This window comes from Pseudoalteromonas aliena, from assembly GCF_038155085.1.
GTDB classification, from domain to species: Bacteria; Pseudomonadota; Gammaproteobacteria; order Enterobacterales; family Alteromonadaceae; genus Pseudoalteromonas; species Pseudoalteromonas aliena_A.
Genome location: NZ_JBAKAU010000308.1, coordinates 1 through 207 on the forward strand (window position 1 = coordinate 1; position 207 = coordinate 207).

Consider the following 207-nt stretch of genomic DNA (forward strand, 5'->3'; position numbering starts at 1 on the left):
AAAAAAATGGTTTAGACCGCGTACAAAAAATTTATGACGAGAGCCACATGTTTGCCCGTTACGAAAAACTTTATAAGGATACAATAGCATGGCTGGAATAGGTTTTGAGATACGGAAATTTCTCAAAAAAAATACCCTGCTCTCAGTTTTTGAAGCATACGGCTCCGCAGGTTTAATAGGCTCGGGCCCCTGGCTGCTCTCTATTGT

1 protein-coding gene is annotated in these 207 nt (G+C 41.1%); it reads left to right on the top strand.

Annotation, left to right across the window (positions count from 1 at the left end; genetic code table 11):
- Positions 1-88 precede the first annotated feature (88 nt).
- Positions 89-207 (top strand): exopolysaccharide Pel transporter PelG (pelG, locus tag V6260_RS19530; RefSeq protein WP_341595642.1); only part of this gene is annotated, 119 nt, incomplete at its 3' end.